The following is a 26,302-nucleotide window of genomic DNA, read 5'->3' on the forward strand; positions in this document are numbered from 1 at the left end:
TGGATGCCGATGTTCCCTTGGGATTTCTACAGCGATCGGTCCACTCGGCGTCAGGACAGCGGCTGCAGCGCGACGTCGTCAATGCGCTGCCAGGCGGAGCCGGTTGGTGAGTAGTAGCCGCTGTGCAGGACGAGTGTGCTGTTGCTGCCGCTGTTCAGGGTGAGGACGACGCGGCTGTAGGCAGGAGCCGTTCCGTGCTCGACCTCGCTGATGACCGTTCCTCCGGTGGTCTTCACTCCGAGCCAGCCCTGGTCGATATTGCCGGAGTTCCGTACCCAGAAGGTGAGGCGGTAGTTCTTGTTGGGGGTGACCGTCACCGTCTGCTTCACCGCGCCCCAGGTGCCCGATGCGGACGAGGCGATCCAGGCGTTCCGGGATCCCGTGCGGGCGGTGCCGGTGCCGTTGTCGACGCCGTAGGCCAGTGATCCCTCGGAGTACCAGGGCGTGGAGGTACCGGTGATGGAGGTGGCCGTCTCGAATCCGCCGTTCTGGACGACGCTGGTGCCGGCGGTCGGCTGGTTCTGGCGTTCGATGGCTCCGATGTCCGGTCCCAGGGCCCGGTTGGACGGGTTGCCCAGCAGGTCCGTGGTGCCGGCGGCCGGACCGCCGTTGTCGACCGCGGGACTTGTCGCCTGAGGTGTGTAGTCGCCGCCGGCCACGTCGGTCAGTTTCGGGGCGGCCAGGATGTCGCCGGCGCCCGGGGCGTCGCCCAGCGAGGCGTTGATCAGGTTGTGGTCGTGGGGCCACAGGTAGTCGAACAGGACGATCCCGGTGCTCATCTCGATGATGTTGCTGCTGATCGTGAGCCAGGAGTCCTGGGGTGCGGGCCCGTCCTCCCGGTAGTAGTAGATGGCGAAGAGCTTCTGGTCGTCGCCGCGGTCCCGCAGGATGGTGTTGTGGGCGACGAGGTAGTTGTCGGGGTGCGTGGTGGTGTCGAACGCGAGGAACTGCTGGTAGTCGTCGCTGACGTTGTAGAGCAGGTCGACGTCGGCCGTGTTGGTCTCGGTGACCTCCAGGAAGCCCTGGGAGCCGGTCGAGACGTTGTGGTCGATGGTGATGTCGTTCTTGTCGTGGTCGAAGCCCTCGATCTCGACGGCGCCGCCGTCCGCTCCGTAAGGGCTGTCGGTGGAGCGGCAGTTGGTGAACTTGTTGCCGCTCACCCGTACGTCGCTGTTGTTGACGGAGACGCCGATGGCTCCGTAGGAGGTCTCGCTGCCGGAGTCCATGCCCCGGAAGGCGATCTTGAGGTCGTGGAAGTTGTTGTTCTGGATGAGGGAGTCCGTGGCGTAGGTCTTCACGCCCACGCCGACCTGGGTGAACTCGTTGTTGCGGACGATGGCGCCGGTTCCGGTGTCGGTCACCGCGACGGCGCCGCTGAGCCGGTACTTGGGGCCGGTGATGCCCGTACCGTCGGCGTTGTCGAACACCACGCCGTCGGCGAACCGGAGGTTTTCCACGGTCACGTGCGGGGCTTGGACCTGGAGCATGTTCCAGCCGGTGGGGTTGGACAGCGTGGGAGCGCTGCCCGTGCCGTAGGCGGTGACGGTGATGGGTGCGGACGTGGTGGCCGTGCCGTTGATGACGGCCTGGCCGGTGAAGGTCTGGCCGCGGCGCAGCGAGATGGTGTCGCTCGCCTGGAAGGTCACGGAGCTGAGCTTGCTCAGGCTCTTCCACGCGGTCGTGGTGCTGGTGCCGGCGGACTGGTCGTTGCCGTTCTGGGCGTCGACGTAGAAGGTGCGTCCGGCCAGGGGCTTGGCCGCTGCGGGCTCGGTGCCTGCGACCAGGTTCACGGCCGTCGCGGCCAGCAACAGGGCGACGGCTGCGGAGAGTTGTCTGGTGGTGCGGCTGAGTCCGGCGTGTCTGGGAGCGTGGGCATGACGGTGCAAGGCGGGGCTCCTGTCCTGTCGGGTTTGCGTCAGTTCTTGCTTCCGGTGGAGGCCACCGAGGCGACGAAGTAGCGCTGGAGGGCGAGCAGGATCACGGCCGGGATGACGGCGAGGACCGCGGTCTCGGCGAAGACCCGGCCGTAGTCGCTGCTGAACGCGTTGAAGGTCTTGGCGATGGCGACCGGTGCCACGTCGTCCTGGTCGTCGGTGGTCACGAGGATCGGCCAGAGGTAGGCCTGCCACTGGAAGAGGAAGAGGATGAGGCCGGTGCCGATCAGGGCCGGCCGCGCCAGTGGGAGGTAGATGCGCGCGAAGATGCGCGGCCATCCGGCGCCGTCCACCCGGGCGGCTTCGACGAGTTCGCCGGGGATGCCGAGGAAGAACTGCCGGAGGATGAACACCGCGAGTCCGTTGCCCAGGCCCGGCAGGACCAGGGCGGTGATGCTGTTGGTGAGGTTCCAGTCGCTGAAGGTGCGGGCGAGCGGGATGGCGATGGCCTCGAAGGGGACGAGGAAACTGAGCACGACGAGGCCGAAGACGAGCTTGCGGCCGGGGAAGTCGATGACGGCGAGTGCGAACGCGGCCATCGCGGAGATGACGATGCCGACGACGACCGTCACGGCGGCGACGATCACGGAGTTGGCGAGGTTGCGGGCGAACCCGTTGTCCCATGCTGCCTGAAGGTTGCGGGTGGTGAAGTCACGCGGCCACAGCGTGTGCCAGTTCAGTGAGCTGCTGTCGCCGAAGGTCTGCGCGGACGTGCGGAAGGTGCTGGCGAGCAGCCACAGCACGGGCAGCAGGAAGGCGAGCGCGATGACGACGGCGAGGGCCGTCAGGAGGACGCGGCGGACGGGCGAGGGGGATGTGGTGGTGCGGCTCATGGTGATCAGTCCTCCGCCTCGCCCAGCAGCCGGAACTGGACCGCGACGATGACGATCATGAGGCCCAGGAGTACGAGGAGTTCGGCCGCGGCGGTGTGCGGGTCGGCCAGTTCGAAGCTGTTGTGGAAGATGTCGTACATCAGGAAGTTGGACTTCTGCTCGGGCCCTCCGTTGGTCAGGATCTGCATGGGCGCGAAGAGCACGAAGTTGGAGACCGTGTCCGCGACGAGCACGAACAGCAGCGGCCGCCTGAGCTGGGGCAGCGTGATGGACCAGAAGCGCCGCAGAGCGCCTGCGCCGTCCACTTTCGCGGCCTCGTAGTAGACCTCGGGGATGTCGTTGAGCCCCGCGATCAGAAAGATCATCCAGTAGCCGACGCCGATCCAGCTGGCGATCAGGACCAGGCTGGCGACGACCTGGTGCGGACTGGTCAGGAAGGGTTGTGCGTCGATGCCGACACTGCCGAGCAGGGCGTTGGCAGGCCCGTCCGGCCTCAGCGCGATCCCCCAGACGACCGCGGAGCCGGTCATGGGCACGGCCGCAGGCAGGAAGATCAGCGTGCGCCACAGGCCGGAGGCCGGAAGGTTCTGTGTCAGCAGGACGGCCAGGGCCAGGGCGATCGCGATCTGGAGCGGGTTGACGATCAGGTTGAACAAAAGCGTCTGCTGGACCGAGGTCCAGAACGTGTCGGAGTGCCACAGAGCGGTGAAGTTGTCGAAGCCCACCCATTTCGGTGCCAGCGTGCTTCCCGGCAGGCTGGAGTGGGTGGCGTCGGTGACCGCCTGGATGACCGGGACCAGGCGCAGGACGACGATGAGAGCGAGCGCGGGCAGCAGGAACAGCGCGGCTGCCGTGAGATTCCGCGGCCCTTGACGATGCTTCCTGGCCGGGCGGGATGTGCTGAGGCTCGGTCGGCGCGGCGTCGCGGCCCGGCCCGGAGTGTCGTCCGCGTCGTGCCGGGCTGACTCGGCCGCCGTGGCCGGCCTGGCTGGGGTGGTGCTCATGGCGTTGGTGTCCCTCCACCGGTCCGGGGCGTCCTCCCGGACCGGTCGGCGTTACGGGTCGACGGGCGAGGAGAGGTCCACGCCGGACTGTCGGCCGGCTACTGGTACTTGGCCCACGCCTGCTTGATGTCGCTCGTGGCCGAGGACAGTGCTTTGGACGCGGGCGTGCCGTTGGCGATGTCCTCGAAGGCGCGGCCGAGCGCGTCCTCGAACTCGACGTATCCGACGGTCCGGGCGCGCAGGACGGCGGTGTTGGCGAGTTCGTACTTGGTGAGCTCGACGGCTCCGGCCATCCGCGGGTCCTTGAAGACGGGCTGGTTGTAGAAGTTCTCGGCGCCCTGGGTGTTGGAGGGGGGCACCGCCAGGCTGGACATGTACTGGGCGTAGCCGCCCTTGTCGAGCGCCATGAACTTCATGAAGATCTCCGCGGCCTGCGCGTGCTTGCCGGCGGGGTTGAGACCGAGGGACCAGCCGCCCGTCGGTGTCACGGGCTTGCCGCCCTCGAAGTACGGGTAGGCGGCGACGCCGAAGTCGAGGTTCTTCTCACCGGTGAACTGGGGAGCCCACCACGGGCCGCCCGCGAAGAACGCGACCTGTCCGGAGGCAAAGGTGTTGGGGGTCTCGGCGACCGGAACTCCGCGCGGCGAGATCTTGTCCTTGTACAGGGAGCCGTACCAGTCCATGGCCTTGGTCCAGCCCGCGTTCTCCAGGTCGGGCGTCAGGTTGCCCTTGCCGGTCGCGCCGGATCCACCGCCCAGGCTCTCCGCCAGGGGCTGCAGTTGGTAGTAGCGGTTGACCTGGTCGAACAGCAGCCCCCACTTCGCGCCGGCCTTCTGGGCCTTCTGTCCGTCGGCGGTGACCTGTTCCCAGGTCATACGGGCGTCGGGCGCGGAGGACGGGTCCGGGATGCCGGCCTTCTTCAGCAACTTCTTGTTGTAGTAGAGGAGTTGGCTGGACGTCTGGTAGGGCATGGCGACGAGCTTGCCGCCACTGGTGGATGCCTCCAGCGAAGCCTTGTCGACCTTCCCGGACATGTCGGGGAAGGCGGAGCTCAGGTCCGTGAGCCAGCCGCGGGCCTGGTAGGCGTCGGTGCGTGGCATGTCGACGTCGAACAGGTCGAGAGTGGAGTCCTTGCGGCTCAGCCGCGTGCTGAGCACGCTGTTGAACTGGTCGAAGGGGACCGACTGGTACTTCACCGTGATGGTGGGGTGCGCCTTGTGGAAGGCGTCCAGGACCGGCTTCATGTCGTCGGCGGAGTACGCGGCACCGGCGTAGGTGATGGTCACCGGTGAGGTGGGGTCCTTGAGCTGTCCCTCGGGGACGAGTCCGGAGGGCGTGGCGGAACCGGAGTCGGAGCCGGATCCGCAGCCCGCGGCGAGCAGGATGACCGCGGTGGCCGCGGCTGCGGCGGCGAGGGGCCGAAGGCGGTGCCTTCTGGTGGTTCTGATGTTCTTCATGACGGTCCTCTCTGACGGTCATGGGTGGTACGCGTCATTCGGCGGCCGGGGCTCCGGTCACACGGTCCAGGAAGAGACGGCCGAAACCGTCGGTGTCGGTGGCGATGGCCACGGTGGCGTTCGGCGGGGGCGAGGGGGCCAGTGCCAGACCCCGGTCCGCGACGACGAGGCCACGGGCGAGCTCACTGCCCGGATCGGTCGCGACATGCGCGTCGGCCCAGGTCAGCAGCGACGGGTCGATGACGGCGGCCACGACGAGGGGGTCGTGGAGGAAACACGCGTCACGGTGTTCCGCACGCTGGGGGAACGCCTTGCCGAGGAAGTCGATCCAGGCGAAGGCGCACTCGCCGGCCCACTTCCCGAACGCGTCCCCGCTCTGGAGTACGGCGGCGTCGGCACGGGTGAGCCGTACCTGCGAGGTCTGGTCGATGCCGACCATCCGCAGGCGTGCGCCGCTGTCGAGGACCATGGCGAGGGCCTCGGGATCGACGTAGGCGTTGAAGTCACCGACCACGGTGATGTTCTGGGCGTAGCCGGTCGCCGAGCCCGCCATCATGATGATCTCGGCGACGTTCTGGGCGAAGGCGGGGTCCAGGCGCAGGGCGAGGGCGAGGTTGGTCATCGGCCCGATGGCGACCACGCAGATCTCGCCGGGGTGGGCAGCCGCGATGTCGACGAGGAACTGTGCAGCGTGCCGGCTCTCGGTCGGTCCGCGGCGCTCCGACTGATTCCCCTGGGCCGTGGGGCGGTCGGGGATGACGTCGTCGAAGAGCGCGCGCACGGGCGCCATGTCCCGCAGCAGAGGGCGGTCGGCACCACGCAGTACGGGCAGTTCGGGGAACCCCATCCGCTCCGTGAGGCGGCGTGCGACATCCACGCCCGCGTCGACGTCGACGTTGCCGTTGACGACGGTGAGAGCCTCGACCTGCAGTTCGGGCGAGCGCAGGGCGAGGGCGATGGCGAGTCCGTCGTCGATGTCGGATCCCGGCTCGCCGAGCCCGGGGTCGGTGTCGATGACGATGCGACGGGCGGCAGTCACGAGGCCACCTCCGGTTCGGGTGTGGAACGGGCTGAGGGAAGACTTGATCGCAGGTGTCGGCGCACCGCGTCCGTCCGCTGGGCCAGCTCGGTGACGGTGATCCGGTCGAAACCGCGCACCGCGCTGCGGACGACTCCGTGGGTGGGCGCGACGAGGTGTTCGGGCACGGCCGAGGGACCGCCCAGTGCGCCGACGACGCTGCCGACGGTCGCGGCGGTGGAGTCGGTGTCGTTGCCTGCGCGGACGGCCAGGCCGATGCTGCGGACGAAGTCACCACCGCCCCACAGCAGGGCCGTGGTGATGATCGCCGCGTTGTTGATCGTGTGGACCCAGTTGTAGTGACCCAGATGCGTGTCGATCCACTGCAGGGCGTCGTCGACACCGGCACCGCTGTGGGCGAGGTCGAGCAGCCGGTACTGCGATTCGTGGAGCCGGGAGGTCTGCGGCAGAACCCTCAGCGCTGCCTCCACCGCCTGGACGGCGCTGTTCGCGACCAACGCCTCGGAGACCAGGGCCGCTGCCCACATCGCGCCGTAGATGCCGTTGGCGGTGTGGGAGAGCACGGCGTCGGTCAGGGCCATGCGCGCTGCCGCGCGGGGGCGGCCGGGATGGACGTAGCCGTAGATGTCGGTGCGGATCAGTGCGCCGATCCACTCGCGGTAGGGGTTGTCCGCGGTGGCCGTGGCCGGCGGTTTCAGGCCGCTGACGAGATTGCGGTAGGCGGCACGTTCGGCGGTGAAGGTCTGGGTGAAGGGGATCCGGTCCAGCCACTCGCGGGCGATGTCGGCGGTGGACAGGTCCTCGCCGTAGGTCTCCAGCATGTGCAGACCGAGGATCGTCCAGTCGATGTCGTCGTCGCGGGGGACGGCGTCGAAGAGACCGGCGGAGGCGAAGGGCGCCGACTCGTGCAGGTGGCTGACGCCCGCGGGCAGCGGATCCAACAGGGGCAGGTAGCCGGTCTGGGGCAGCTGACCGACCGCTTCGAGGTACTTCTGGACCTCTGCGGGGGTCAGTCCCTCGACGGGCTTGCCCATGGTGTTCCCGACGCAACGCCCCAGCCAGGCCCCCGCTATGCGGGCGGAGACGGTCTCCGGCACGTCGGTGGCGAGATCCGTACCGGCCGGGATCGCGTTCCACACGTCGTGGACGGCGGAGGGCTCCTGGTAGGGCCACTCCCCCGCGCGCTGGAGGGCCGCGAGTCTGCCGCGGATGGCGGCGAGGGCGTCCATGTCGGACCGCCGCGCCGCTGTGCGGGCTTCGGCCAGCAGTTCCCGAGCGGGGAAGCCGGAGTGGACCAGCTGTTCCGCCTCGTCGGGGACGAGGTCTCGGGGATCGAGTACGTCGTGCACGGTGGTGCTCCTTGGAACGTTCGCGATGGGATGGGGCCGTCAGGCCGATTCGCGGACCACGAGGCTGTGCTGGACCAGCACCCGGCGGGCCGGGCTGGCGGGATTGCCGATCCTGGCCAGCAGTTGTTCACCGGCGACCAGCCCGATGTCCTGGGCCGGCACACGGACGGTGGTGAGAGCGGGGCTGACCAGACTCGCCGCGTCGATGTCGTCCACGCCGACCACGGCGACGTCACCGGGCACGGCGAGGCCCAGGGCACGGGCGGCGTCGAGGGCGCCGATCGCCATGAGGTCGTTCGCGCAGAACACCGCCGTCGGACGGTTGGGCTGGTCCATCAGGGCGGCCATCGCCTTGGTCCCCGACTCGCGGGTCCAGTCCCCCATCTGCTCCGCGGCTTTCAGGGGGCGCAGGCTCCGGGTCCGCAGGGCATGGCGGTAGCCGTTGAGGCGGGGTGCTCCGGGCGCGGTGTGCGTCGGCCCGGACACGATGCCGAACCGGCGGTGGCCCTGGTTGTACAGGTACTGCACGGCGTCCTCGGCGATCTGCTCGTCGTCGGAGGAGATCACGTCGGTGGAGGTCCGATGGTGAGGGTCGCCCACCGTGACGACACCGATGCCGGCCGTCCGAAGGGGTTCGAGCTGCTTCTCCGAGACGTCGACCGCGGCCACGACGACGCCGTCGACCCTGCGCTGCACCGCTTCGTTGAGGAATGCCTCGACCGGTGGAACTCCGGTGCCGACGTCGGCCATCAGGACGACGTACCCCTGCTCGGCGACGGCCTGTTGAAGGCCGCGGGCGAGGGCGGGATAGAACGGGTTGGTCAGGTCCTGGACGACCAGGGCGATCGTCTTCGTCCGCTGACCGGTCAGGCCGGTGGCGAAGAAGTTCTGCTGGAAGCCGAGCTCTTCTATGACCCGGTTGACCTTGACCCGCGTGGCGTCGGAGACCGGCCGGCGGCCCGAGATGACGTGCGAGACGGTCGTCTTGCTCACCCCCGCCACCCGAGCCACGTCCGAGATCGTCGCCGGCGAGCGAGCCGCTCCAGGACGCAACCCGGTTTGCGTATCAGGGTCACTTGCTGACTCTTCTGGCGTTGGCACGCTGTACTCCTTGTTGCAAACCGGTTTGCGCTGTGTGTCATGCAGCCTCCGACATGCGCACCATTCGAGTCAAGACCTTCGCGTGGCTGGATTTCTTCACAGAGGTCGCCAGGGGCCGTGTCACCCGGCCGAGCACCAGGTCACAGCCCCGCCGACGGCGGATCACCTCGAGCGGTCCTCGGACGGGGTTCCTGTGAATCAACCGCCGTGTGCGCCAGGCCTCTTGACTCCCCGAGAAACGGGACTGAAGAATTGCCGCCACTCCGGCTGACAACGTTGTCTAAGCCCGAAAGGCACCACGAATGGTCCCGAGATCACAGCTCGACCGCCGCCGATTCGTCCAGCTCCTCAGCGCCTCCGTCGGCCTGGCGACCCTCCCGATCACCACAGGAGGCAGTACCGCCCAAGCCCAGGAAAACGCGCCTTCGACCCCGGCCTCGACCCCGACCCCGGACCCGGTGGCGGAGACCTACTACCGCGTCCTGCTGAACCACACCCACTGGTCGGAGACCCAGTGGGACGCGGCCCGTGGCTACTACACCGCCAAGGACTTCGGCTTCGCCGTGGTCCTCGGCAACGCCGTACTGCTCACGCACGGCACCTACGACGGCGACCGGGCCGGCGTGGACGAAGCGACCCTCAAGTCGAGGACTCTCGCCACGATCAAGCACTTCGCCGCGAGCAATCGGCTCACCGGCGGCACCGAGTGGGGCCGGACGCTGTTCTTCGACACCACCTTCCAGCTGTACTTCCTGCTGGCCGCCCGTCTGCTGTGGGAGGACCTCGACAGCGCGACGCGCGCCGACATCGAGACCATCACTCGCGAACAGGCCGCCTACACCTCCGGGTTGGGCACCGCCAACGACCCCGGTTCAGGCGGGTGGACCCCGAACGGACTGCTCGGCGGCTACGAAGCGGACACCAAGCTGGAGGAGATGGGTGTCTACGCCCAGTCCCTCGCCCCGGGTCTCGCCTGGGCCGCCGACGACCCGCGGCACGCGGACTGGGCGAAGGCGTACGGTCGTTGGTCACGCAACGAAGCGGGCCTGCCGCAGGCCGATGCCGCGAACCCGGCCCTCGTGGACGGCGTCCGGGTCTCCGAGAACACCGCGCACAACACCTACGACACCTTCATCGTCGAGAACCACGGCTCGTTCGGACCGCACTACCAGGAAGAGCTGTGGCGCACGTCGGGCCGCAATGCCGCCCACTTCATCACCGCGGGCCGGCCACTGCCCGAGGTCCTCACCAACCAGCCCAACGCCGACGCGCTGTGGCGCACTCTCCTGAGCGTCATGAGCGACGCGGGTGAGCCGCTGATGCCCATGGTCAACGACCGGGAGCATCTGTACGGACGCGATGTCATACCCCTCGCGTTCCTCGCCCAGGTCGGCGGGGACCGCGCGGCGGCCCGGGCCGAGACAGCCCTCGCGGAGCGGCTGGAGGCGTATCAGCAGTACCCGCCGCAGTACCGGCTCGCGAAGTTCTCCGGTGAGCCGAAGTACGAACCCGAGGCGCGCGCCGAACTGGCCATCAGCTACCTCCTGCACCGCTGGGCGCGAGCCCACGGGCGGGTCGTCCACCCCCTTTCCCAGGCCGAGTTGTTCGCCCGCTCGGCGGGGGTGACCGACTTCGGCGCCGGACCCGGGCTGCTGTCCCACCAGTCCGCGGCCGCCTGGGCGGGAGCCGTCACCAAACCGGGGTTCGTGAAGTTCGCCTGGCAACCCGCCCACGACGACTGGCTGTTCCGTGTCAGTGGAGCGACCCCGATGTTCCTCCCCGGCACGTCGACCGCGGTGACAGGACGGCAGGTCCATGTGTACGACGGCCGCCGCGACGGATTCGACGGCAGTGCCACGCTGCTGCGCCTGGCGTCGGGCTACGCGGGCCTGACGACTCTGCCGACGGGAGCGGTCGTCTACGCGACGACAGGCATCGCCGCGGGTGAAGGGCGGCTGGAGGTCCACAACTTGACGATGCCGGGCGTGCCTGGCCTGACGGGGTCTCGGACCTACCGGTACGCCGAGGGCAGCACCACCGTCACCGCCCAGGACTCCCGCCCGGCGACTCCGACTCCTCGCGTCGACGAGGTGACGTTCACGCCCGCCGAGGTCCGCCACGTGCGCATGCTCGGGGTCAGTCCGGACCCGACGTACGGGTACTCCCTCTTCACCCTCCAGGTCCGTTCCGGGGCGGGCGGAGCCGACCTCGCCCAGGGCCGTACGGCAACGGCGTCCTCCAACGACACGGGCCGGGAGCCCGCGTTGGCGGTGGACGGCAACGACACGACCCGATGGGCGGTGTCGCGGGCCGACCGGCCCCGCGCGGACAGCTGGCTCGCCGTCGATCTCGGCGCCCCTCAGCCCGTCGACCGCGTCACCCTGCGCTGGGAAGCGGCCGCGGGCCGCGCCTACATCGTGCAGGGGTCGGCCGACGGAGCGACCTGGAACAACCTCGCCTCCTGGCCGGTGCCCGACATCTCCAGTCGGGGGAACTGGCTGGAGATCGACGGCCGGGCCGGCCTGCGGGTCACCGGCTCCGAGCATCCGATCACCGTGTCAGGCGACGCCGTCGTGCTGGCCGACGGCCCGGCCGCGCCGCTCCTTGTGGAAGGCTTCGCAGACACGTCCGTCAGCGAACTGCGCGCCCTGGCGGACGGCGCCGTCCCCCGCGCCACGGCCGACGCGGTCCGTGCCGCTCTCACCGACAGCCACCTCAGCCTGTTCAACCTGTCCGGATCACCGGTCTCCACGACCGTCGACATCCCCCAACCCGGCTCCACAGCGGTCGTGTTCGAAGGCCGGCAGGTATTCACCAAAGAGGGCAGTTCCTACGAGGCACGTCTCGACGCGGCGGAGGCACGCCTGCTCCCGCCTCGCATGACGCTGCGGGCGCTCACCGGAAGCCGGCTTCCGACGGGCCTGCGGGTGGAGGTCGTCGACGGCGCGACCGTGCGCTTCACCGGTCCGTCCTGCCGGGTCCAGGTCGCCGGACAGGGGCAGAAGAAGACGGTGGTGATCCGCTCGCACCGCACCACGACCGTCTCCCTGCCGAGGGCAACCGCCTACCCCTTGGACAATCTCGCGCTCGGCCGCGTCGTGTTCCCGACCAACCCCCTACCGCCCGGCATGGCGGATCCCGAGGCCGCCGTCGACGGCAGTGCGGCAACCGCGTGGACGCCCGGTCCGCACGGCCGAATCGTCGTGGACCTCGGCGATCAGCACCGCGTCCGTGACATCCGCACCGAATGGACCGGAGGCCAAGTGCCGGGCCTCCGGGCGGAGTACAGCACCGACGGCCTCACCTACCGGACGGCCGGACACCTCACCGGCCACGGCCGCGACCGACGTCTCAGCACGGACCTGACCGCGCGCTACATCGCGCTGACGACCGACGCGAAGGACGAACGGAGCGCCCGACTGATCAACCTCATCCTGCGCTGAGAACGCCCGAAGGATGATGTTGTGGCCCTTGCCGCTCAGCCCGGCCACGCAGGGCTGAGCGGCATGGGCCTGCTCCTGCGGGTCGATGAGCCCCGTCGAGCGCGACGGCGCCTGCCATGATCCTCGCCATGGGGACACACATCGCACCTGCCCAAGTGGGCGACTTCCACCAGGTCCTGACAGACCACCCCCGTTACTGGGGCGAACGCGACCTTCGGTCGCTGCACCTGCTGGCACTGGTCCAGGAGTTCGGTTCCACCTGTCTGGTCGCCAGAGCCGAGGACGGAATCCGTGGGTACGTCTTCGGGTTCGTCACCCCGGACGGCACCGGCTACGTGCATCTGATCGCCACACGCGACGACACCCGCGGCACCGGTCTCGGGCGTGACCTCTACACGGCGTTCGCCGAAGCGGCGGAACGTCAAGGTGCGCGGCGGTTGAAGGCGATCACGTCGGTCGGGAACACCGGCTCGATCGCGTTCCATCGCAGCCTCGGCTTCGACACGAAGATCGTCGACGAGTACAACGGCCCCGGTCGGCCCATGGCCGTCTTCCATCGAGACCTGCCGCTGACCGTCGATCGCGGCGAGCGTGGCGATGAGGCCGGTACGCCGGCGGCACCCGTCCCTAGGTGACGACGCTGGACGGGCCGGGCGTACGTGTACGCCGTTCTTCCGCGGTCCTCGTACGATCTTCGATGTGGTCGAGCATCGCGTCCAGCGCCACCTCCAACGGCCTGACCTGGCGCTGCAGTTGGGTGAGCAGCAGGCCGCCCTGGAGCGCGGCGAGCGTTGCGAGGGCGAGGTCGTCGGGGTCGGCGTCGAGTTCACCGCGGTCGTACATCCTCTGAAGACCGCTACGGATCGCCGACTCCCAGCGCAGGAAGCCGCTGGCCGCGGCGAGCCGCGCCTCGGGGTTGGTCTCGGCCACCTCGCTGCCGAGGGAGCCGATCGGGCAACCGCCTCGGCACTGAAGGCGGAGCTGGTATTCCACCAGCGCATCCCGCCATTGCCGTAGGCCCGCCATGGTGTCGAGCCCGGCGAACAGCGGCTTCTGCATGTCCAGCACCGCCTCGGTCTGGAACTCGATCACGGCCAGCAGGAGCTCCTGCTTGTCGGCGAAGTAGTGGTAGATCTGCGAGCCGCTCACGCCGGCGGCCGCCCGCACATCCTCCAGCGTCGCCTCGGTCACACCCTGCTCGTACATGAGCTGTGCGGCGGCGGCCACGATCCGGCGCCGCGTCTCCTGCCCCTTGCGGGTCAACTTCTTCTCGGCGGGCCGCCGCGCCTCGGTACTCATGCACACAACGCTAGCAGATTCTGGATTGGACAACCCATTTTTCGCGAACCATTGTGGGTTGCCTAACCCATTCCAGCCGTCATACGCGGCAGGATTCCTGGAAGGACCCGTCATGGAACTCTCCGACAAGGTCGCCCTCGTCACCGGCTCGACCGGTGGCATCGGCGCCGAGACGGCCCGGCTGATGGCCGCCGCCGGTGCCGAGGTGGTCGTCTCCGGCCGCAACGCCGAACGCGGAGCCGAGACCGTACGGTCGATCACGGACGCCGGTGGCAGGGCGCGCTTCGTCGCCGCCGACCTCACCGAACCGGCCGCGCTGCGCCGCCTCGCCGAAGAGGCCGGTCCCGTCGACATCCTGGTCAACAACGCCGCGATCTTCCCCGGGGCGCCGACCGTGGACCAGGACCCCGACACGCTCGACCTGGCCCTGGCGGCCAACGTCCGCGCCCCGTACCTCCTCACCGCGGCCCTGGTCCCCGCCATGATCGCCAAGGGCTCCGGCAGCATCGTCAACGTCAGCACCATGGCCGCCCGGATCGGCATGCCCGGGCTGTCCGTCTACAGCGCCACCAAGGCCGCGCTGGAGTCGCTGACGCGCACCTGGGCGGCCGAGTTCAGTCCGGCCGGCGTGCGCGTGAACACCGTCGCGCCCGGTCCTACGCGGACCGACATGGTCCTGGCCGCCATGGGTGAGGAGGGTGCCGCGCAGGTCGCGAAGACCACAGTGCTCGGCCGGCTCGCGACCCCGCGGGAGATCGCCGAGGTGATCCTCTTCCTGGCCTCGGATCGGGCGAGTTACCTGACCGGCGCCACCCTCGCGGCCGACGCCGGACGCACCGCGGTCTAGGACTCTGACCGCATAGGCCCGCCGGGGCGTTCAGGCTGCGGTGGCGAGAGGGCGTCCGCCCCGGCGGATGCCCTCTCGCTGCGGATGCGGGCGCGTTCTCGGCGTTCGGCGGCCAGAGTTCCGCACGCCTTCGAGGCGATCCCGTGCCGCCCTACGTCTACGGACGCGCGGCCTGGTCGAGGCGTCTCGCGGAGGGCGAGAAGCGGTGGCTTGCGAGTTGGCTCCTCGGCGGCCTGCCCTCCGGGGTCAACTGGCCGCCCACGGCTGCACCGTGGTCGTCACGGGCGTCCCGGTGCGGGCCGACTCCTCGCAGGCCAGCGCCAGCAGGTGATCCTGGCAGCCGTCGGCCAGCGGGTACGGTTCCGGGCCGGCGTCCCGTACCCAGGCGCCCGTCCGGCACAGCAGGTCCACGACGGCGAGGTCGTCCTCGGACAGGCTCGCGCCCACGTACTCGTTGCGCCACAGCACTTCGCCGTCGAAGGAGATGTGGTGGACCTCGGCCCCCTCCAGGTTGAGGTCGGTGCCGGTACGGCGGCGGGTCAGCGCGGATTCCACCGGAGTGCGCGGGTCGGCCATCCGCACCACCGTGTCGTCGGCGATCTCGCCGAGCGACCCCCGCACCACGATCCGGCGCCCCCGCAGCGGGTTCCACCACTGGTTGTCGGTGAAGTCGTAGAGCGCCGTACGGGCCGCGCCGAAGTCCAGCAGGGCGAGGGTGGTGACGGCGTCCTTCGGAGTCAGGTCGCCGGTCCATCCGGCCGGCGTCAGCGGATCGGCCAGCGGGGCGGTGAAGGCCCGCGCGGTGACGGTAGCGGGGGCGAAACCGACGCCCAGCGTGTGCCGGACCAGCGACATGGCGTGGTACATGTGCGTCGACGACACCTGTACGGAGGTGACCTCGCCGATCACTCCTCGCCGTACGAGGGCGAGCCGGGCGGCGTGGCCCGGCATGAGCGGATACTGCTCCGCGACCTGGACGAGGGCGCCGCCCCCTGGGCGCTGCGCGGCGCCCACCGCGTCCCACAGCCGGCCGAGTCCCTGTACGTCGGGTGCGGGCGGGGTCTCGGCGAGCACCGGTGTCCCGCGCTCGACGAGTTCCTCCACGACCTGCGGCGTGACCTCCCACGGCACCGACGGGATCACGAACTCCGGTGCGGTGGCGCACAGTTCGTCGACCGTACGGAAGGCCGGCACACCCCATTCCGCGGCCACTCGGGCAGCGCGGTCGGCGGAGCGGGTCACCACGCCGGCGACCGCGAGTCGTTCGGGCAGCGCCCGCGCCAGCCGTACGAAGAACTCGGCCCGCCAGCCGCTTCCCACGATGCCGAACCGTATGGGTGTTGCGCTCACTGCCCACTCCTCCCGCGTCCGGGCCGCGAGTCTAGGTCACGTCATGACGGCCGCGCGGGCCGTGTGTCTCAGTGGACGCCGCTGTGGTGGATGGGCGTACCCGCTTCGGTCAGGGGCCGGCCGGTCCCGCCGCGGCGGGTCGCGACGATCTCGGCGGCGATCGACAGGGCCGTCTCCTCGGGGGTGCGGCCTCCGAGGTCGAGGCCGATGGGCGAGCGCAGGCGCTTCAACTCCTGTTCCGTCAGGCCTGCTTCGCGCAGCCGCCGGTCGCGGTCGAGGTGGGTGCGCATGGACCCCATGGCGCCCACGAAGGCGACGGGCAACCGTAGGGCGACCTCGAGCAGGGGGATGTCGAACTTGACGTCGTGGGTGAGCACGCACAGGACGGTGCGGGCGTCGGTCGTCGTGCGGAGCAGGTAGCGGTGCGGCCAGTCCACGACGATGTCGTCGGCCTCGGGGAAGCGCGCCCGGGTGGTGAAGACCGGACGGGCGTCGCACACGGTGACGTGGTAGCCGAGGAACTTGCCCGCGCGCACCAGTGCGGCGGCGAAGTCGATCGCGCCGAAGACGATCATCCGGGGGGCCGGCACGCTCGATTCGACCAGCAGGGTCAGTCCGCCGGGGCAGTGCGAGCCGTCCTCGGACACCTCGACCGTGCCGGTGCGGCCGGCGTCGAGCGCGGCTCGTGCCTCGGCCGTGGCGGTGCGGTCCAGGTCGGCGTAGCCGCCGAGGGTGCCCTCGTACGAGCCGTCCGGGCGCACGAGCAGTCCCGCGTCGAGGTACGTGGCCGGGCCGCGGACGACGCGGACGAGGGCGACCGCCTCCCCCGCGGCGGCGAGGTCGAGCGCGGTGCGCACCAGGGTACGCAGCGGTGCGTCGACGGGCAGCGGGGTGACCAGGACGTCGAGGACGCCGCCGCAGGTCAGCCCTACGGCGAAGGCGTCCTCGTCGCTGTAGCCGAAGCGTTCCAGCACGCTGAGGCCGCTGTGCATCGCCTGTTGGCACAGGTCGTACACCGCGCCCTCGACGCAGCCTCCGGACACCGAGCCCATGACCGTGCCCTCGGCGTCGACGGCCAGCGCTGCGCCGGGACCGCGCGGTGCGCTGCCGCCGACGGACACCACGGTGGCGACGGCGACATCGCGATCCTCGGCGAGCCAGCGTCGCAGGTCGGCTGCGAGATCAAGCAAGGCGACCTGCCGTCAGGACGCGGTCGGGGCGGATGGGCAGGCTGCGGTGGCGGACTCCCGTCGCGTGCCAGACGGCGTTGGCCACGGCTGCCGCCGCGCCGACGATGCCGATCTCGCCGATGCCCTTGATGCCGACGGGGTCCTCGGGGTCGGGATCGTCCACCCAGTCCGCGTCGATGTGCGGTACGTCGGCGTGTGTGGCGATGTGGTAGCCCGCGAGGTCGGCGCCGACCGGGCCGCCGTAGACGGTGTCGCGCCTGGCCTCCTCGTGCAGCGCCATCGAGATGCCCCAGATCATGCCGCCGGTGAACTGTCCTTTGGCGGTGAGGGGGTTGACGATGCGGCCCGCGGCGAAGATGCCGAGCATGCGGCGTACCCGTACCTCGCCCGTGGCCGTGTCGACGGCGACCTCGGCGAACTGGGCGCCGAAGGAGTGGCGTTCCTTGCGGGCGAGCGCGGCGACGGCCTCGGTCGTGTCGGAGCGCACGGTGATGCCCTGCGGCGGGATCTCGATGCCCGGCACCAGCCATTCGCGCAATTCGGCGGCCGCCGCCATGACGGCCCAGGACCAGGAGCGGGTGCCCATGGATCCGCCGGCGATCATCGCGGGTCCGTACGCGCTGTCCCCCAGCCGCACCCGGATGCGCGCGGTCGGCACGTCGAGAGCGTCGGCGGCGACGAGCGTGAGTGCGGTGCGGGCGCCGGTGCCGATGTCCGCGGCCGCGATGCTGACGGTGAAGCCGCCGTCGGCCTCCGCCGTGATGGTCGCGGTCGACGGCGCGGCACCTGCGCCGAAGGAGGCGCCGGCGGTGCCGGTGCCAAGGAGCCAGCGCCCGTCGCGGCGCACCCCGGGCCGCGGGTCGCGCTCGGCCCAGCCGAAGCGGCGGGCCCCTTCTTCGAAGCAGGCACGCAGGTTGCGGCCGGCGAAGGGCAGGCCGGAGACGGGGCCCTTGTCCGGTTCGTTGCGCAGGCGCAGCGTGATGGGGTCGACGCCGCACTTCTCGGCGAGTTCGTCGAGGGCGGCCTCCAGGGCGAAGGAGCCCGGCGCCTCGCCCGGCGCGCGCATCCACGTGGGGCTGGGGACGTCGAGCCGGACGACCTGGTTCTCGGTGTGGTGCGCGTCCGCGTCGTACATCACCCGGGCCACGCCGGCGCTCGGTTCGACGAACTCGTAGACGGTGGAGGTGCGGCTGAGGGCGCGGTGGTCCAGGGCGCGCAGGCGTCCGTCGGGGTCCGCGCCGAGCCGGACGCGCTGGATGGTTGGGCTGCGGTGTCCGGCCAGCGTGAACATCTGACGCCGGGTCAGCACGACGCGTACGGGCCGCTGCAGGACGGTGGCGGCCATGACGGCCGCGACCTGGTGGGCGCGTACGCCCTTGCTGCCGAAGCCTCCGCCCACGTGCTCCGAGGTCACGTGCACGGACTCCGGGTCGAGGGAGAAGAGGTTGGCGAGCTCCCCGACGACCCAGGTGGCGCCCTGGTTGGAGTCGGTCAACTCCAGGCGGCCGTCGTCCCAGCGGGCGGTGGCCGCGTGGGGCTCCATCGGGTGGTGGTGTTCCTCGGGCGTGGTGTACTCGGCGTCGATCACGACCGCGGACGCGGCGAGTTCGCTCTCCAGGTCGCCCTTGTCCGTGACGGCGGGCATGTGTCCGTCCACGGGGTACGCGTTCGGGTCCCCGGCGGTGAACTCGACGTCATGGGGCTGGTGTTCGTAGTGGACGACGAGTGCTTCCGCGGCCTCGCGGGCCTGTTCGGGAGTCTCGGCGACGACCAGCGCCACCGGCCAGCCCACGTGCGGCACCTGGTCGTTCTGGAACACGGCGCAGGTGGGGTCGGGCTTTGTCCCCAGCATGCCGACGAAGTCGGTGTGCAGGCGCAGGGCGTTGCCGTGGTGGAGGACGGCGAGGACGCCGGGCATCGCGAGGACGGGCTCGGTGTCAACGGCCTCGATACGGCCGCGGGCGGCGCAGGAGAGCACCAGCCAGCCGTGCGCGAGGTGGGCGAAGGGGACCTCTCCCGCGTAGCGCGCCTTGCCGGTGACCTTGTCACGGCCTTCGACGCGGACGTGCTTGGTGCCGATGGCGCGTACCGGCGCGCCCTTCACGGTGGTCGAGGTCATCGGCCGGCCTCCTCGGCGAGTTGACCGAGCACGGCCACGGTCAGGTTGCGCATCAAGGTCACCTTGTACTCGTTGTGCTCGAGCGGATTGGCTGCGGCCAGCTCGGCGTCCGCGGCGGCGGCGAAGGTGTCGGTGACAGCCGGCGCCCCGATGAGGACGCGTTCGGCCGCGCGGGCCCTCCAGGGGCGGCTGGCGACCGCTCCGAAGGCCACGCGGGCGTCGTGCACGATGCCGTCACGGACGTCGAGCGCTGCCGCGATCGAGCCGATGGCGAAGGCGTACGACGCACGTTCGCGCACCTTGCGGTAGCGGGAGTTGGCGGCCACGGGTGACGGCGGCAGGGTGACGTGGGTGATCAACGCGCCGGGCGGCAGAGCCGTTTCGCGGTGCGGGGTCTCGGCCACGGGCAAGTACAGCCACCCGATGGGCACTTCGCCCGGACCGTCGGCGCTCTCGTAGTGCACCACGCCGTCGAGGGCCGCCAGGGCGACCGCCATGTCCGAGGGGTGCACGGCCACGCAGTGCGAAGAGGCGCCGAGGACGGCGTGGTTGTGGTGCTCACCGCGGATGGCGGGGCAACCGCTGCCGGGCTCACGCTTGTTGCACGGCTTGGTGAGGTCGGTGAAGTAGCCGCACCGCGTGCGTTGCAGGAGGTTGCCGCCGACGGTGGCCATGTTGCGCAGCTGACCCGAGGCGCCGGCGAGGACGGCCTGCGTCAACACCGGGTAGCGGCGCCGCACTTCGGGGTGCGCGGCGAGGTCGCTGTTGGTGACGGTGGCACCGATACGCAGTCCGCCGTCGGCGGTGGTCTCGATGCGGTCCAGTGGCAGTTCGCGCACGTCCACCAGCCGGGCGGGCCGTTCGACGCCGCTCTTCATCAGGTCGACCAGGTTGGTGCCGCCCGCGAGGAAGCGCGCTTCCGGGTCGGCGCCGAGCAGTGCGACCGCGCCCGACACGTCGGCGGCCTTCTGATACGTGAACTCCTTCATGCCGCCTGCTCCTCCGGGTCCGCTTCGGTGCCGGCCGACTGTGCGGCCGTCGGTCCGGCAGCCTGTGCGACGGCGTCGACGATCGAGGCGTAGGCGGCGCACCGGCACAGGTTGCCGCTCATACGTTCACGGATCTCCTCGGCGGTCAGTGGCACCGGTCCCGACTCGGGCCGCACGTCCTCCGTCGCGGCGCTCGGCCACCCCGCGGCGTGCTCCTGGAGCGCACCGATCGCCGAACAGATCTGTCCCGGCGTGCAGTAGCCGCACTGGTAGCCGTCGAGCTCGAGGAAGGCCTGCTGAACCGGGTGGAGCCGCTCGCCGTCCGCCACGCCCTCGATGGTGGTGACCTCACGCCCCTCGGCCGCCACCGCGAACTGCAGGCACGCCACGGTGCGGCGGCCGTCGACCAGTACCGTGCAGGCACCGCACTGTCCCTGGTCGCAGCCCTTCTTGGTGCCGGTCAGGTCGAGGCGCTCGCGCAGCGCGTCGAGGAGCGTGGTGCGGTGGTCGACGGGCAGCGTGAACTTCTCGCCGTTGATGTGCAAGGTGATGACGCTGGTCGTCGGTAAAGCCATGAGCCACTTCTTTCAGGAACTCGACGGACATCGAAGGGGTCGTTCCGGAGGAACCGCGGCAACGACCGGAAGCCGTTGCGCAGTGGGCGTCCGGCGACGGCGCGCGCGGCCTGCCGTACGCGTGCGGACAGGGCTAAGATGGTAGAAACGGACAGCTGTCCGCTCTTCGGCAAACGTAACGGACAGCTGTCCGCTTAGCAAGGTCGGGTTTCGGTCCAGGGCCCGTGAGGAGTCCCGCGTGCAGCAGAACGACAACGCGCCCCTGCGCTCGGACGCGCAGCGCAACCGCGAGCGCATTCTCGATGTGGCCGTCGCGGAACTGACGCACTGCCCGGACGTGCCCCTCAGCACCATCGCCAAGAAGGCGTGCGTCGGCCAGGGCACGTTCTACCGGAACTTCCCCAACCGTGAGGCGCTCGTCCTGGAGATCTACCGCCACGAGATGCGGCAGGTGGCCGAGAGCGCGACCCAGCTCCTGGAGCAGCTGCCGCCGCAGGAGGCCCTGCGCACGTGGATGGACCGGCTGGCCGAGTTCGCCATGACCAAGGCGGGCCTGGCGGACGCGATCCGCCTGGCCACCAGCGCTCCGGGCGGCCTCGCCAAGCCCTCCCCCACCCCCGTCGCCGACGCGGCCGACCTCTTGCTGCGCACGAACGAGGAAGCGGGCACCATCCGCCCCGGTGTCACCCCCGACGACTTCATGCTCGCCATCGCCGGCCTGTGGCAGATGACCCCCGCCGAGGACTGGCGCCCCCGAGCCACCCGCCTCCTCGACCTGGTCATGGACGGCCTCCGCATGGGGGCACCGGGCGGCTAACGGCGGACAGCGGAGAACGGCCGAAGCCGCCGGGTCAGGGCGGACTCGAGTCGACGTACTCGCCGTCGACGCGCACCGCACCACCCGTCGCGGCTGACTGGTCATGGTCGACGAGTTCGCCGACGAAGTCCTGGACCCCTACGGTGTGGGCACCGAGTTGCCCGACGCGACCGATACGCCCGGGCCGCTGCCGGCATCAAGGGGAAGGACCGCAGTCAGCGACCCATTCGGCGCTGTTCGTCGAACCGGCACAACACCCGTACCAGACGCCACATTCCGGCCGTCGCTCCGAGCAGTGCACCCCCCACCAGTACGCCCTTCTTCTCTGAACCGGAGATGTCAAAGGCCAGTGCGAGAGTCAGAGCGACGGCGAAGACTGCCGCAGCCAGCACGGCGGCAGTCACCAGGGCGAAGACGATCTCCACCGTCATTGCGTCCTTTTCCCACCGCGACTCACGCCCCATGTCCATGCGGCAAGTCTCACATCACGGTCAAGCCACCATGGCGCCTGGGCCGGACACGCTGTCCTGCATCGACTCGCGCGTTGTCCGTACCCCTTCGTCTGGCAGGCGCTTGCCGCCAATCCCTGCACGGCGCCCGACACCCTGCTGGAACTGAGCACGGCCCGAGACAGCGTCTGGAACGACAACAGGCTCCTGCGCCTGCTGGCGGACCATCCGAGCGCGGACCACACAGTACTGCGAGCCGTCCGTGACGCCGTGGCGGCGAAGCTCACCGAGGGCGAACGGCCCTATGCCGCGGTGCTCGCACTGGCGCGACGGACGGAACTCGCTGCAGCAGAAGTGCGGCAACTCGGGGCACTTCGAGGGGCTTCCGCGCGTCTACGCAGTCAGCTCGACCGGCACCTCGCGCTCCGCACCTGACCCCGGGCGGCGCAGGCTGGGGCGGCAGCACCTGCGCCACCGGCATCAGCCGCCGACTCCAGGGAAGACCTGGGCCAGCAGGTCGTGGAATGCCTGTCGCTGAGCGGGGTCCAACTGTTCCAGTGCAGTCATGTCGGACATCATGTCGGCCCGGATCAGGCGGATCACTTCGGTTCCCTGGTCGGTCACCGCGACGTTCTTGATCCGCCGGTCGCTCTTGTCGGTCTCGCGGCGTACGAGCTGGCGGGCCTCCAGCCGGTCGACGATCCCGGTCACGTTGGAGGCGTCGCAGCCCATCAGCTCGGCCAGCCCGCGCATCGACATCGGCCGCCGCAACAGGCTCAGCATCTTGCCCTGCATGAAGGTCAGGCCCTGTTCCGCAGCCACGACGCCGAAGGTCCGGTAGTAGTCGGAGGCGGCCTGAGCGAACTGGTCCATCAGCTCGGCCGGCGTCGGCACGGGGGCGGCCGCGGACGTCGGCGGCACCTTGCCCGTCGAGTGCGCCGATCGGAACTGCGGCGAGAGATCCGTCATGGAAACCAGTCTAAACGGATTGCTTGACGACCTCAACCATCGAGGATTACCGTCAATTAACGCTTGAGGTTCTCAACCATCGAGGTTGGCCACCTTTTGGCTTCCATGTCAGCAGCGGTGGTCGATGGACCTTTCCGTCATGCCCCGCCGACCCAACTCCCTCCCCTCCCCTCCCCTGAAGGAGAAGCCCATGACCTCATCGACGGCACCGGCAACTGCCATACGTCCACGTCCTGAGAGCGCCGACTCGGCCGTCGCCCGGCTGCGCCGCACCTTCGCGTCAGGCCGGACCAAGCCTCTTGAGTGGCGACTGGGCCAGTTGGCCGCCTTGCGCGCCCTGCTGACCGAGAACGGAGACGCCCTGCGCGAGGCCCTGCACACCGACCTGGGCAAAAGCTCCACCGAGGCGGACCGCTACGAGATCGGCTACCTCATCGGCGACATCGATCACACCACGCAGCACCTGGAGCAGTGGCTGGCCCCCAGGCCCGCCGAGGTCCTGGAACGGTTCCTTCCCGCGTCGGCGCAGGTCGTCCGGGAGCCACTGGGCGTCGTACTGGTGATCGCCCCATGGAACTACCCGCTGCAACTGGCCCTCGCCCCCATGGTGGGCGCGCTGGCGGCCGGGAACGCGGTCCTCGTCAAGCCCAGCGAGATGGCCCCCGCCACCTCAACGGTGATCGCACACCTGCTGCCCCGCTACCTGGACACCCAGGCTGTCGCCGTCGTCGAAGGAGGCGTCCCCGAGACAACCGCCCTGCTGGAACAGCACTTCGACCACATCTTCTACACCGGCAACGGCGTGGTCGGCCGGATCGTGATGGCCGCCGCGGTGCAGCACCTCACCCCGGTCACGCTCGAGCTCGGCGGCAAGAGCCCGGCCGTGGTCGAGCCCGGTGTCGACCTGAAGATCACCGCCCGGCGGATCGCCGTCGGCAAGTTCCTCAACGCCGGCCAGACCTGCGTCGCACCGGACTACGTACTGGCCATCGGCGACACCGCCGCGACGCTGGAAGCCGAACTGACCAGCGCCATCACGGACCTGTACGGAGACGACCCGGCCACAAGCCCGGAATACGGCCGGATCATCAACGACCGGCATTTCGACCGCCTGACCGCTCTGGTGACCGACGGCCGGCTCGTCACCGGCGGCGGCCACGACCGGTCGAACCGCTACCTGGAACCGACCGTGCTGGCCGACGTCGACCCCGACGCCCCCGTGATGCAGGCCGAGATCTTCGGCCCGGTGCTGCCGATCATCAACGTGCCCGACCTGGACGCCGCGATCGCCTTCATCAACGACCGGGACAAGCCGCTCGCGCTGTACGCCTTCACCCAGTCCGAGACGACCAAGCAGCGGCTGATCCAGGAGACGTCGTCCGGGGGCCTCGCCTTCGGACTCCCGGTTGCCCACCTCGCCCTGCCCGAACTCCCCTTCGGCGGAGTCGGCGCGAGCGGCATGGGCCGCTACCACGGCGAGTACTCCATCGACACGTTCAGCCACTCCAAGGGAATCCTCGACAAGCCGGTCAGCTGAACACCACGGATGCCGGCCTTACACCGCAAGCAGTCGGGCCGGCTGCGAGGGCTCGTCGTGCTGTGCCCGGCCGGGCTGGGCCCGTCACATTCGTCGGCTACGACACTCCGCTCATGGTCAGCGCTGTTCGTGCCAGTCCGCGCAGCCAGGTGTGCGCGTGGTCGGTGTCGTAGCGCTGATGCCACGACAGATACATCGGGGCCGACGGAAGTTCGAGCGGCAGGGGGAGCAGAACCAGGCCGCGGTCCGCCACCGCGGAGCGTGTCGTGGCTTCGGGGGCGGTGATCAGGAGATCGGAGCGGCGCGCGAATTCCAGCGCGGCCGCCTCCGTCGGAGCGGTCGCCACCACGCGACGGGTGAGGTCAAGTCGCGCGAGGGCGTCGTCGAGGGCGTTGCTCAGGTTTCCACGTCGCGAAATGGTGATGTGCTCGGCCGCGGCATAGCGCTCGGCGGTGACGGCCTTGACGCGGGTAAGGGGGTGCCCCTGCCTCACGGCGATGACGAGGTGGGTCTCGCCCACGTTCTCGGCGCGGATGTCCGGTGCGGTCGGGCGGTTGGCGTTCGCTTCCAAGTCGACCTCACCGCGCCGCAGTTCAGGTGTGTCGGTGCTCGATTCCGCGATGAAGCGCAGTCGTACGCCGGGCGCCTGGTCGCGCACGGCCGCGAGCAGTGCGGGGCCGCTCAGGGCGACGAGGGAATCGTGCCAGCGGAGTGTGAAGGTGCGCTCCAGCGTCGTGAGGTCGAGTTCGCGGCTCGGTGCCAGCACGCCCTGGACCTGCTGGAGCAGATCGTGCACCTGCTCCCGGACGGCGATCGCGTACGGCGTCGGAGTCATCGTGCGTCCTGTGCGTACCAAGATCTGGTCCCCCGTCGTGCGCCGGATGCGGCCCAGGCTCCGGCTCATCGCGGGGGCCGTGACGTGCAGGCGCGCTGCCGCCCCGGCCACGCTGCCCTCTTCCAGCAGCGCGTCGAGCGCGGCGAGGAGGTTCAAGTCCAATTGCATGAGAGTAATCCTAGGCGTGCCTGACATGCAGTTGAAGTTAATGACGGGGGTGCATACCTTCGAGACGAGAGCGCAAGACGGAATGCGCGGCTCGGCCCGACCGGCCTCATCACCCCTGCTCATACGGGAGTTTCACCATGTCCGAAACGCTTCAGACCACTGCCGTCGCCACCTCCGACGCCGACCTGCTCGCACAGACCGCGATCGCCGTACGCACGGCGGGTTCGGTGCTGCGGAAGCGTTTCGGCGACGTGGTCCGCTACCGGACCCGTGAAGAGCTGATGCGCGCGCTCGCCGCCAACGACGACGCGGCCCTCGACGTCCTGCGTCCCCGCCTCTCCCAACTGCGCCCGCAGGCCCGCTGGGTGGAGGACGAACTCGCGGGCGGGGCCCTGCCGGCCGGCGAATGGTGGGTCGTGGACCCGGCCGAAGGCAACGTCAACCACCTGCACGCGCTGCCCGAGTGGGCCGTCACCGCCACCCTCGTGCGCGACAACCAGCCCGTGCTCACCGCGGTCCACCTGCCCCTGACCGGCGAGACCTACACCGCACTCGCCGGCGCCGGCGCACACCTCGACGACCGGCCCCTGCACGTCTCCGACACCGCCGACCTCGGCCTGAGCATCGTGGCCACCAGCCAGGCCAGGCCCGACGAGGACGAGCAGGTCGTGCGGCGCGTCGGCTCCTCGATCACCGGGATGCTCCTGGACGCACTGGTGGTACGCACCTCGGTGCCCGCCACTCTGCACCTGCTGAACGTGGCCGCCGGCCGGATCGACGCCTTCTGGCAGTTCGCCGGAGCCCGCGCGGACCTGCTCCCGGGAGCGCTGCTCGTCACCGAGGCCGGCGGACGGATCTCCGACGCCGAGGGTCGCCCGTGGACCCCGGAGAGCGAGAGCTTCCTGGCCGCCGCGCCCGGCGTACACACCGAGGCAGTCGCCACACTCTCGCGCTGACCCCACACCACGACCCGTAAACACGCGAAGGACCGGATCATC

General features: G+C 70.0%; 22 protein-coding genes. 6 read left to right on the plus strand and 16 right to left on the minus strand.

Annotation, left to right across the window (positions count from 1 at the left end):
- Positions 1–50: 50 nt before the first annotated feature.
- The 7 genes from ACWD5F_RS05425 to ACWD5F_RS05455 all read right to left on the minus strand — a co-directional run bounded on the left by ACWD5F_RS05425 (position 51) and on the right by ACWD5F_RS05455 (position 8,717).
- Positions 51–1,886 carry a choice-of-anchor Q domain-containing protein gene (locus ACWD5F_RS05425; protein ID WP_451251310.1) on the minus strand — a complete coding sequence of 612 codons (1,836 nt, stop codon included), beginning with the start codon at positions 1,884–1,886 and terminating at the stop codon, positions 51–53.
- Between the two features lie 29 nt (positions 1,887–1,915).
- Complete coding sequence (locus ACWD5F_RS05430) at positions 1,916–2,767, minus strand: carbohydrate ABC transporter permease (RefSeq protein ID WP_451251312.1); 852 nt, start codon at positions 2,765–2,767, stop codon at positions 1,916–1,918.
- Positions 2,768–2,772: 5 nt separating this feature from the next.
- Positions 2,773–3,771 (minus strand): carbohydrate ABC transporter permease, encoded by a 999-nt coding sequence (locus ACWD5F_RS05435; protein ID WP_451251314.1) that lies wholly within the window; start codon positions 3,769–3,771, stop codon positions 2,773–2,775.
- A 98-nt stretch (positions 3,772–3,869) separates the two neighbouring features.
- On the minus strand, positions 3,870–5,228 hold the full coding sequence (locus ACWD5F_RS05440; RefSeq protein WP_451251316.1) for an ABC transporter substrate-binding protein: 1,359 nt from the start codon (positions 5,226–5,228) through the stop codon (positions 3,870–3,872).
- Positions 5,229–5,262: 34 nt separating this feature from the next.
- Positions 5,263–6,267 (minus strand): nucleoside hydrolase, encoded by a 1,005-nt coding sequence (locus ACWD5F_RS05445; RefSeq protein ID WP_451251318.1) that lies wholly within the window; start codon positions 6,265–6,267, stop codon positions 5,263–5,265.
- On the minus strand, positions 6,264–7,616 hold the full coding sequence (locus ACWD5F_RS05450; protein ID WP_451251320.1) for an ADP-ribosylglycohydrolase family protein: 1,353 nt from the start codon (positions 7,614–7,616) through the stop codon (positions 6,264–6,266). The genes ACWD5F_RS05445 and ACWD5F_RS05450 overlap by 4 nt, the downstream gene beginning before the upstream one ends.
- A gap of 39 nt (positions 7,617–7,655) precedes the next feature.
- Positions 7,656–8,717, minus strand: a complete 1,062-nt coding sequence (locus ACWD5F_RS05455; protein ID WP_451251322.1) for a LacI family DNA-binding transcriptional regulator — start codon at positions 8,715–8,717, stop codon at positions 7,656–7,658.
- A 302-nt stretch (positions 8,718–9,019) separates the two neighbouring features.
- Here ACWD5F_RS05455 and ACWD5F_RS05460 point away from each other — a divergent pair, with 302 nt between their 5' ends.
- Positions 9,020–12,160, plus strand: coding sequence for a discoidin domain-containing protein (locus tag ACWD5F_RS05460; RefSeq protein ID WP_451251324.1), 3,141 nt, complete (start codon positions 9,020–9,022; stop codon positions 12,158–12,160).
- A gap of 116 nt (positions 12,161–12,276) precedes the next feature.
- A complete protein-coding gene (locus ACWD5F_RS05465) occupies positions 12,277–12,795 on the plus strand; it encodes an N-acetyltransferase family protein (protein ID WP_451251326.1) in 519 nt (172 codons plus the stop codon).
- Here ACWD5F_RS05465 and ACWD5F_RS05470 read toward each other — a convergent pair.
- Positions 12,788–13,459 (minus strand): TetR/AcrR family transcriptional regulator, encoded by a 672-nt coding sequence (locus ACWD5F_RS05470; RefSeq protein ID WP_451251328.1) that lies wholly within the window; start codon positions 13,457–13,459, stop codon positions 12,788–12,790. The two genes, ACWD5F_RS05465 and ACWD5F_RS05470, sit on opposite strands and share 8 nt — an antisense overlap.
- 112 nt (positions 13,460–13,571) lie before the next feature.
- Between ACWD5F_RS05470 and ACWD5F_RS05475 the strand changes: the two genes are divergently transcribed.
- Positions 13,572–14,306: an SDR family NAD(P)-dependent oxidoreductase gene (locus tag ACWD5F_RS05475; RefSeq protein ID WP_451251330.1), complete on the plus strand. Its 735-nt coding sequence runs from the start codon at positions 13,572–13,574 to the stop codon at positions 14,304–14,306.
- 246 nt (positions 14,307–14,552) lie between these two features.
- On the opposite strand, the gene ACWD5F_RS05480 is transcribed toward ACWD5F_RS05475, so the two are convergent.
- The 5 genes from ACWD5F_RS05480 to ACWD5F_RS05500 all read right to left on the minus strand — a co-directional run bounded on the left by ACWD5F_RS05480 (position 14,553) and on the right by ACWD5F_RS05500 (position 20,529).
- Positions 14,553–15,656, minus strand: a complete 1,104-nt coding sequence (locus ACWD5F_RS05480; RefSeq protein ID WP_451251332.1) for a Gfo/Idh/MocA family protein — start codon at positions 15,654–15,656, stop codon at positions 14,553–14,555.
- A gap of 68 nt (positions 15,657–15,724) precedes the next feature.
- Positions 15,725–16,846 carry an XdhC family protein gene (locus ACWD5F_RS05485; RefSeq protein ID WP_451251334.1) on the minus strand — a complete coding sequence of 374 codons (1,122 nt, stop codon included), beginning with the start codon at positions 16,844–16,846 and terminating at the stop codon, positions 15,725–15,727.
- Positions 16,839–18,965 carry a xanthine dehydrogenase family protein molybdopterin-binding subunit gene (locus tag ACWD5F_RS05490; protein WP_451251335.1) on the minus strand — a complete coding sequence of 709 codons (2,127 nt, stop codon included), beginning with the start codon at positions 18,963–18,965 and terminating at the stop codon, positions 16,839–16,841. The genes ACWD5F_RS05485 and ACWD5F_RS05490 overlap by 8 nt, the downstream gene beginning before the upstream one ends.
- A complete protein-coding gene (locus ACWD5F_RS05495; protein WP_451251337.1) occupies positions 18,962–19,954 on the minus strand; it encodes an FAD binding domain-containing protein in 993 nt (330 codons plus the stop codon). Before ACWD5F_RS05495 ends, ACWD5F_RS05490 begins: the two co-directional genes overlap by 4 nt.
- Entirely contained in the window at positions 19,951–20,529 is a 579-nt protein-coding gene (locus tag ACWD5F_RS05500; protein ID WP_451251339.1) for a (2Fe-2S)-binding protein, read from the minus strand. The genes ACWD5F_RS05495 and ACWD5F_RS05500 overlap by 4 nt, the downstream gene beginning before the upstream one ends.
- 238 nt (positions 20,530–20,767) lie before the next feature.
- On the opposite strand from ACWD5F_RS05500, the gene ACWD5F_RS05505 reads away from it, so the two are divergent.
- Positions 20,768–21,346, plus strand: coding sequence for a TetR/AcrR family transcriptional regulator (locus ACWD5F_RS05505; RefSeq protein WP_451251341.1), 579 nt, complete (start codon positions 20,768–20,770; stop codon positions 21,344–21,346).
- A gap of 215 nt (positions 21,347–21,561) precedes the next feature.
- Here the strand turns inward: ACWD5F_RS05505 and ACWD5F_RS05510 are convergent, their stop codons facing one another.
- Both ACWD5F_RS05510 and ACWD5F_RS05515 read right to left on the minus strand, forming a co-directional pair.
- Positions 21,562–21,816: a DUF6332 family protein gene (locus ACWD5F_RS05510; RefSeq protein WP_451251343.1), complete on the minus strand. Its 255-nt coding sequence runs from the start codon at positions 21,814–21,816 to the stop codon at positions 21,562–21,564.
- A gap of 459 nt (positions 21,817–22,275) precedes the next feature.
- The gene (locus ACWD5F_RS05515) at positions 22,276–22,764 is read right to left on the minus strand and encodes a MarR family winged helix-turn-helix transcriptional regulator (RefSeq protein WP_451251345.1); all 489 of its coding nucleotides are present in this window, start codon (positions 22,762–22,764) and stop codon (positions 22,276–22,278) included.
- 190 nt (positions 22,765–22,954) lie between these two features.
- On the opposite strand from ACWD5F_RS05515, the gene ACWD5F_RS05520 reads away from it, so the two are divergent.
- A complete protein-coding gene (locus tag ACWD5F_RS05520; protein ID WP_451251346.1) occupies positions 22,955–24,301 on the plus strand; it encodes an aldehyde dehydrogenase family protein in 1,347 nt (448 codons plus the stop codon).
- A gap of 97 nt (positions 24,302–24,398) precedes the next feature.
- Here ACWD5F_RS05520 and ACWD5F_RS05525 read toward each other — a convergent pair whose 3' ends face one another.
- The gene (locus ACWD5F_RS05525; protein WP_451251348.1) at positions 24,399–25,304 is read right to left on the minus strand and encodes a LysR family transcriptional regulator; all 906 of its coding nucleotides are present in this window, start codon (positions 25,302–25,304) and stop codon (positions 24,399–24,401) included.
- A 137-nt stretch (positions 25,305–25,441) separates the two neighbouring features.
- Here ACWD5F_RS05525 and ACWD5F_RS05530 point away from each other — a divergent pair, with 137 nt between their 5' ends.
- On the plus strand, positions 25,442–26,260 hold the full coding sequence (locus ACWD5F_RS05530) for an inositol monophosphatase family protein (protein ID WP_451251349.1): 819 nt from the start codon (positions 25,442–25,444) through the stop codon (positions 26,258–26,260).
- The last annotated feature ends 42 nt before the right edge of the window (positions 26,261–26,302 follow it).

This window comes from Streptomyces sp. NPDC002499 (genome assembly GCF_053595415.1).